Here is a 7,019-nt window from a genome sequence, read left to right as displayed (position 1 = left end):
CGGGCGGGGGTTCCCACGTCTTGCCTCTGGCCGGCGGGGGCTTGAGCCTCGGGGCCCTGAGCGTGGCCGGCCGGGACCTGGGCCTCGGGGGCCTGTGCGTCCTGCCCGTTGCCTGCGGAGCCGTTGATTCCGGAGCCCTGGGCCGCGGGCGCCTCGGCTTCGGAGCCGAGTTCTGCGGAGTCCTGGTTTCCGGAATCCTGGTTTCCGGAGCCCTGCGCTTCGGGACCGTGCGCTTGGCGAGCGGCTGCTTCCGGGCCGTGGTCTTCGAGGGCCTTGCCCTCGTGGCCCGTGCCCTGGCTTTCGGGGCCCGTGCCTCCGCGCCCCGTGGCGTCGCCCCCGGTGCTGTCGTCGCCGGGGGGAAGATCGAACCGCCGTACGACCATGGTCGGTTCGTCGGTCGCCGTGGCCTCGTCGGGGTGGGCGGGGTCGGGGGTCGGGGTCGCAGGTGCTGCGCGGTGCTCGGCCGACTCGTCGCTGCCGGGCCGCGGCTGCCCGCTGCCGCCGCTCTCGTCCACGGTGTCCCCTCGTTCGAAGCGTCTCCCGCGCCTGCCGGTCGGGAGGGTCTCGGGTCGATGGTATGCGGCCGTCGCGACGCGTTCCGCCCCGGCACCCCCCGTGTTTCCTCCGTCGTCGCACCGGCCGCGAGCGCGACTGGGTCACTGTCAGTGGCGGGCCGTATGGTCTGTGGTCATGGAGACGAGCACCGAGGGCGTCATGGAGGCCACCGGCGGTGACACCGCAGAGGTGGAGCAGCCGGTCACGGCCGAGTCGACAGCGGCAACAACGGCAACAACGGCAGGGCACACCGCGGCCACGACGGTCATAGCGGAGTCCACGGCCATGGCGCCGGCCTCCCTGTCCCCCTCGCGTGCCAGTGACTTCATGCAGTGCCCGCTGCTGTATCGGTTCCGGGTGATCGACCGGCTGCCCGAGAAGCCGAGCGAGGCGGCGACCAGGGGCACGCTGGTGCACGCGGTCCTGGAGCGGCTCTTCGACGCCCCGGCCGCCGAGCGGACCGCTCCCCGTGCCAAGTCGCTCATCCCGGGCCAGTGGGACCGGCTCAGGGAGACCCGGCCCGAGGTCGTCGAGCTGTTCGCCGACGACCCGGAGGGCGAGCGGCTGGCGCGCTGGCTCGGCGAGGCGGAGCGGCTGGTGGAGCGCTGGTTCACGCTGGAGGACCCGACCCGGCTCGAGCCCGCCGACCGTGAGCTGTTCATCGAGGCCCGGCTCGACTCCGGGCTGAAGCTGCGCGGGATCATCGACCGGGTCGACGTGGCGCCCACCGGTGAGGTGCGCATCGTCGACTACAAGACGGGCAAGGCGCCCCGTCCGGAGTACGCCGAGGGCGCCCTGTTCCAGATGAAGTTCTACGCCCTGGTGGTGTGGCGGCTGAAGAACGTGATCCCACGTCGGCTCCAGCTGGTCTACCTCGGCAGTGGTGACGTCCTGACGTACGACCCGGTCCTCGCCGACCTGGAGCGCGTCGAGCGCAAGCTGCACGCGTTGTGGGAGGCGATCCGCGAGGCCACGGAGTCGGGCGACTGGCGGCCCCGCCCCACCAAGCTGTGCGGCTGGTGCGACCACCAGGCCCACTGCCCGGAGTTCGGCGGCACTCCCCCGCCGTACCCGCTGCCGGTGAGGGCGCCGGAGTCCGGGGACACGGTGCAGGGCAGAATGGGGCCGGACTAGCGAAGGAGACTTACGTGGCCATCCGCGTCCTACTGGTCGACGACCAGCCGCTACTGCGTACCGGCTTCCGGATGATCCTGGAGGCCGAGCAGGACATCGCGGTCGTCGGCGAGGCCGGAGACGGCCTCCAGGCTCTCGACCAGGTGCGGGCACTGCAGCCCGACGTGGTTCTGATGGACATCCGTATGCCGCGGATGGACGGTGTGGAGGCGACCCGGCAGATCACCGGGCCCGGTCGGGACGGCCCGGCCAAGGTGCTGGTGCTGACCACGTTCGACCTCGACGAGTACGTGGTGGAGGCGCTGCGCGCGGGAGCCAGCGGATTCCTGCTCAAGGACGCTCCGGCCAACGAGCTGGTCCAGGCGATCCGGGTGGTGGCCGGAGGCGAGGCGATGCTCGCGCCGAGCATCACGCGCCGGCTCCTCGACAAGTACGCCACGCATCTGCCGTCCGGCGAGGAACCGGTGCCGGACACCCTGCACACCCTCACCGAGCGCGAGGTGGAGGTGCTGAAGCTGGTGGCGCGCGGCCTGTCCAACGCGGAGATCGCCGCAGACCTCTTCGTCAGCGAGACCACCGTCAAGACGCACGTCGGTCACGTCCTGACCAAGCTGGGGCTGCGCGACCGGGTGCAGGCGGCGGTGTACGCGTACGAGAGCGGGCTGGTGCGACCCGGCGCCCAGTAAGCAGTCGTACGACGCCGAGGGCGCCCCCGCTTGTGAGGCGGGGGCGCCCTCGGCGTTCGCGGGGCATCGCTCAGCCCTTGCTGAGCTCCCAGAACCGGAACACGGTCGAGGCGTCGAGGCAGTACTCCAGGCCGTAGACGTCATCGCGGGTGACGGCGTACTGCTTGGCCTGCCAGACCGGCAGGACCGGGAGTTCGTCGGCGACGATCTTCTGGAGCTTGCCGTAGGAGTCGTCCGTCGCACCGCGGTCGCTCTGGGCGGCGGTCTGCGGGATGAGAGAGCCGGTGATCGTGGTGTTGGCGTAGTTGTTGCTCAGCACGTTGCCCTTGCCGAAGAAGGGGGCCGTGAAGTTGTCGGCGTCCGGGTAGTCGGGCACCCAGCCCTTGACGTAGACGCCGTACTTGCCGTCGGCGATGTCCTGCTCGTACTGGTCGAAGGCCACGGACTGCACGTCGGCGTCGAACAGGCCGCTGGCGTTGAGCTGTGCGGCGATCGCCTTCAGCTCGTCGTCGGTGGCCGGGCCGTAGCGGGACGGGGTCGACCAGAGGGTCAGCTTCACCTTGCCGGTGATGCCGTCGGCCTGGAGGTCGGCGGCGGCCTTGGCCTTGGAGGGGCGGGCGCCGTAGGTGTCGAAGTAGGCCGTGTTGTGGCCGGAGATGCCTGCCGGGATGATCGAGTACAGCGGGGTGGCCGTGCCCTGGTAGACGTCCTTGATGAGGGCGTCGCGGTCGAGCAGGTGGGCGATGGCCTTGCGGACGCCGAGCTGTCCGGCGACCGGGTCGTCCATGTTGAAGACCAGGTGCTGGACCTCGGCGCTGCTGCCCTCGACGACCTCGACGCCTGAGCTGTCGTCGGCCTGCTCGATGTCGGCTATGTCGCTCGCGGACAGGCCTCGGTAGGCGATGTCGACCTCGTTGTCGAGCAGGGCCTTCTTCAGTGCGGACTGGTCGCCGTGGAAGAGCTTCAGCGTCACGCCGGTGTTCTGCACGTCGGCGGTGCCCTTGTAGTTCTCGTTGACCGAGAAGACGGCCTCGTCCTTGCCGAAGGAGTCCAGCCTGTACGGGCCGGAACCGACCGCGTCCCCGTCCTTGCGCAGCCCGTCGGCGTCGTACTGGGTGTGGTCGACGATGGAGCCGGCACCCGAGGCGATCTTGCTGGGGAAGGTGGCGTCGGGCGTGTTGAGGTGGAAGACCACCGTCTTCTCGTCCGGCGTCTGGACCTTCTCCAGCATGGGGAACATGATCGCGGGACCGGCGTCGTCGTTGATCTTCAGCATGCGGTCGAAGGAGAACTTGACGTCCTCCGAGGTGAGCGAGTCACCGTTGCTGAACTTGAGGCCGTCCTTCAGCTTGCACTTGTAGACCTGGGTCTGTGTGTCCGTGAAGGAGCACTCCTCGGCGGCCTCCGGCTGCGGTTCCGTGGCTCCCTTGGGGAAGCTCAGCAGCGACTGGAAGACGTTGTTGAACAACAGCCAGGACCCTGGGTCGTAGCCGGAGGCGGGGTCGGTGGCCAGGATGTCGTCGGACATTCCCATCACCACCGGGGAGCCGCTGCCCCCGGAGTCGCCGGACTCCGTTCCACAGCCGGTCAACAGGCCGGAGGCCAGTCCCGCCACGATGGGCAGGACCGGCCACTGGTTACGCATGTTCACTTGCGGGTGCCTTGTCGTCGATTTCGGGACCCCGGGGCCACCCTCCCGGGCCCCGGGCACGGGAGATGTCAGCCGCTCACACCACGGCCGAGCTCCCACAGCTGAAGCGTCGAGGAGGAGTTGAGTGCGTACGCGGTTCCCGTGACGTCGTCACGGGCGGCCACGTACTGCTTGCCCTGCCACAGCGGCAGTACGGGAACGTCGGCTGCAACGATGTCCTGAATGTCCGTCAGGCTGGTGGCCGCGGAGATCCGGTCCGCCTCGCGGCGGGACTCGGGGATCAGGGTGTTGCGGATCTCGCTGTTCACGTAGGGCGAGCCGATGGTGTTGTCCTTGTCCAGGAACGGCGCGAGGTAGTTGTCGGCGTCCGGGAAGTCCGGGAACCAGCCCATGCCGTAGACGTCGTAGTCGCCCTTCTGCTCGGCGGAGCGGAAGGTCGACCAGGGGGCGCCCTCGATGCTGACGTCGAACAGGCCGCTGTCGTTGAGCTGCTTCTGCAGCACCTCGAACTCCTGCTTGGTGGCCGGGCCGTAGTGGTCGGTCGTGTAGTGCAGCGTCAGCTTCACCGGGGTGGTGATGTTGGCCTGGCTCAGCATGGCCTTGGCCTTGGTGACGCTCGGGTCGCCGTACTTGTTGAAGAACGCGTTGGAGTGACCGGTGATGCTGGCCGGGACCATCGAGAACAGCGGCTCGGCCTGGGAGCCGTAGACCTTGGAGACGAGTTCGCTGCGGTTGATGAGCTGGGCCATCGCCTGACGGACCGCCTTGGACTTCACCGTCGGAGCGTTGGTGTCGAAGCCCAGGTAGCGAATCTCCAGGCCGGCCGTCTCCACGATGTCGATGTCGCTGTTCGTGGCGTTGGTGAGCTTGTCGATCTGCTCCGGCGACATGGTGCGGGTCATCACGTTGATGTCGCCCTTGTCGAGCGCGGCGCCCATGGCGTCGGCGTCCTCGAAGGAGCGCAAACTGATCTTGTCGTTGTTCACCTTCAACGTCCCCTTGTAATTGGGGTTCTTGGTGAACACGGCGTCGACGAGCTCGTCGTTCTTGACCTCGGCGCTCATGGTGTACGGGCCCGAGCCGTCCACGTCGAAGCCGTCGCGCAGCTTGTCCTTCTCGTAGTCGTCGGGGTCGACGATGCCGGCGACGGGGGTCGACAGCTTGAACGGGAAGGTGGCGTCGGCGGTCTTGAGATGGAAGATGACTTCGTTGTCACCCTGCGTCTCGACGGTGTCGATGGTGGACAGCAGGGCGAACACACCACTGTCGGCCTTGAGGGCGCGGGCGCGGTCGATCGAGAACTTCACGTCCTCGGCGGTGATGGCGTCGCCGTTGGCGAACTTCAGACCGTCGCGGAGCTTGCAGGCGTAGCGCTCGTTGCCGGAGTCGGTGAAGTCGCAACTCTGAGCGGCCTCCGGTACGGGGTCGCCCTCACCCTTGGGCTGGATCATCAGGGTCTGCACGGTCTGGCGCAGGATGTTCCAGGAGCCGACGTCGTAGGCGTACGCCGGGTCGAGGGGTGCGGGGGCGTCCTTCGAGGCGGTGAACCGGTCCGTGGTGCCGACGACGATCGAGCCGTCGCTGTCGCTCCCGCTGTCGGACCCGCCGCAGGCAGCGAGCACCGGCGCGAGCAGGCCGATCACGGCCGGCAGCACCAAAGTCTTGCGGTTCATGCTCGAGTTTCTCCAGAGCTGTCAAGTCCGTGTACCCGGCATGCATGGGTGTCGCGGCGGGTCACGGGGTAAGGGCGATGTTCTCGTTATGAGATTAGTCCGCGCCTGCAGGAGAGTTCGCAGCCACCGGAGTTGAGGCGCCATCACACAGCGAAACCGGCTGCGGACACACCGAAAACCCGAGGCCGGAAGGATTAGTGCAGGGTTTCATGAATCAGGACACAAGGGCACGCCTCAACCCCTCGACAGGGCGCGGAGACCATGCACCCCGCCCCCTGTCGACCCCTGGGTGAGTGGGGAACGTCACATTCCTGACGGTCTGCTGCGATGCCGGAATTCAGCCATCCGCAACGGTCCAATTCCTCTCCGGGAATTAACGCCCTATCGACACCGCACGCTGGGTGAACGCCTAGCGCATTTCCGTCATCAGGCCGCGCAGAAATGCCAGGTCCACCTGTTCGAGCGAGGTCACGACGGTGCGCCGGGCGGCCGGGGCGATGGGCGCCACGGAAGGCACCGCCACCACATGGCAGCCCGCGGCCTCCGCCGCCGCGACGCCGGTCGAGGTGTCCTCGACCACCGCGCATCTGGCCGGATCCGCGCCGAGGCCGGCGGCGGCGAACAGATACGGATCGGGGTGCGGCTTGGTGCGCCCCACCTCGTCACCGGCGACCGTCAGGGCGAAGTACTGGGGGCCCAGCGAGGTGAGGACCCGGTCGATGATGCGCCGGTGCGAGGCCGAGACCAGGGCCGTGGGGATCTCGTGCGCGGCCAGTTCGGCCAGCAGCCGGGTCGCTCCCGGCATCAGCGGCAGGGCACGGTCGATACGGTCCTCGAAGCCCTGGTTCAGCAGCACGGTGAGCTCCGCGAGGCCGATGTCGGCGCCGGTGGCCTCGATCAGGAACCCCGCGCTGCGGGTCATGGGGCCGCCGACCACGACATGGCGCCAGGAGTCGTCGAGGGCGTGGCCGAGGCCGGCGAAGATCTCGACCTCGACGTCCCACCAGAAGCCCTCGGTGTCCACCAGGGTTCCGTCCATGTCGAGGAGCACGGCCTGCAGTGCTGAGCCTTCGGCCGTACGAGTGTCTGGCGCAGGGACCGTACTGGTCATCCGGGCGCACCTCCTTGAGGGACGATCAGGCCGGTTCCCCATGGGGAACCGGCCTGCGGTGGACCGACCAGTGTACGACTTATCCGATCAGCGCGCTCGGTGAGACGTGTCTCAGCGTGCGTTGAAGTATTTGGCTTCGGGGTGGTGGATGACGATGGCGTCGGTGGACTGTTCGGGGTGGAGCTGGAATTCCTCGGAGAGGTGGACGC

5 protein-coding genes and 1 pseudogene are annotated in these 7,019 nt (G+C 68.3%); 2 read left to right on the top strand and 4 right to left on the bottom strand.

Annotated elements, in window-relative coordinates:
- Positions 1-515: pseudogene (locus ADK57_RS09770) on the bottom strand (hypothetical protein); the annotation flags it as partial.
- A gap of 175 nt (positions 516-690) precedes the next feature.
- On the opposite strand from ADK57_RS09770, the gene ADK57_RS09765 reads away from it, so the two are divergent.
- Both ADK57_RS09765 and ADK57_RS09760 read left to right on the top strand, forming a co-directional pair.
- Positions 691-1,689, top strand: coding sequence for a RecB family exonuclease (locus ADK57_RS09765; RefSeq protein ID WP_053748984.1), 999 nt, complete (start codon positions 691-693; stop codon positions 1,687-1,689).
- A gap of 14 nt (positions 1,690-1,703) precedes the next feature.
- Positions 1,704-2,375 (top strand): response regulator, encoded by a 672-nt coding sequence (locus ADK57_RS09760; RefSeq protein ID WP_053748983.1) that lies wholly within the window; start codon positions 1,704-1,706, stop codon positions 2,373-2,375.
- Positions 2,376-2,445: 70 nt separating this feature from the next.
- Here the strand turns inward: ADK57_RS09760 and ADK57_RS09755 are convergent, their stop codons facing one another.
- The 3 genes from ADK57_RS09755 to ADK57_RS09745 all read right to left on the bottom strand — a co-directional run bounded on the left by ADK57_RS09755 (position 2,446) and on the right by ADK57_RS09745 (position 6,810).
- Positions 2,446-4,026, bottom strand: a complete 1,581-nt coding sequence (locus ADK57_RS09755) for an ABC transporter substrate-binding protein (RefSeq protein WP_053748982.1) — start codon at positions 4,024-4,026, stop codon at positions 2,446-2,448.
- 68 nt (positions 4,027-4,094) lie between these two features.
- Positions 4,095-5,699: an ABC transporter substrate-binding protein gene (locus tag ADK57_RS09750; protein ID WP_053748981.1), complete on the bottom strand. Its 1,605-nt coding sequence runs from the start codon at positions 5,697-5,699 to the stop codon at positions 4,095-4,097.
- 409 nt (positions 5,700-6,108) lie between these two features.
- Complete coding sequence (locus ADK57_RS09745; protein ID WP_053748980.1) at positions 6,109-6,810, bottom strand: HAD family hydrolase; 702 nt, start codon at positions 6,808-6,810, stop codon at positions 6,109-6,111.
- Between the last annotated feature and the right edge of the window lie 209 nt (positions 6,811-7,019).

This window comes from Streptomyces sp. MMG1533, assembly GCF_001279775.1.
Taxonomy (GTDB): Bacteria; Actinomycetota; Actinomycetes; order Streptomycetales; family Streptomycetaceae; genus Streptomyces.
The sequence above is the reverse complement of the archived record's forward strand: the minus strand, read 5'-3'. Positions and strand labels throughout refer to the sequence as shown.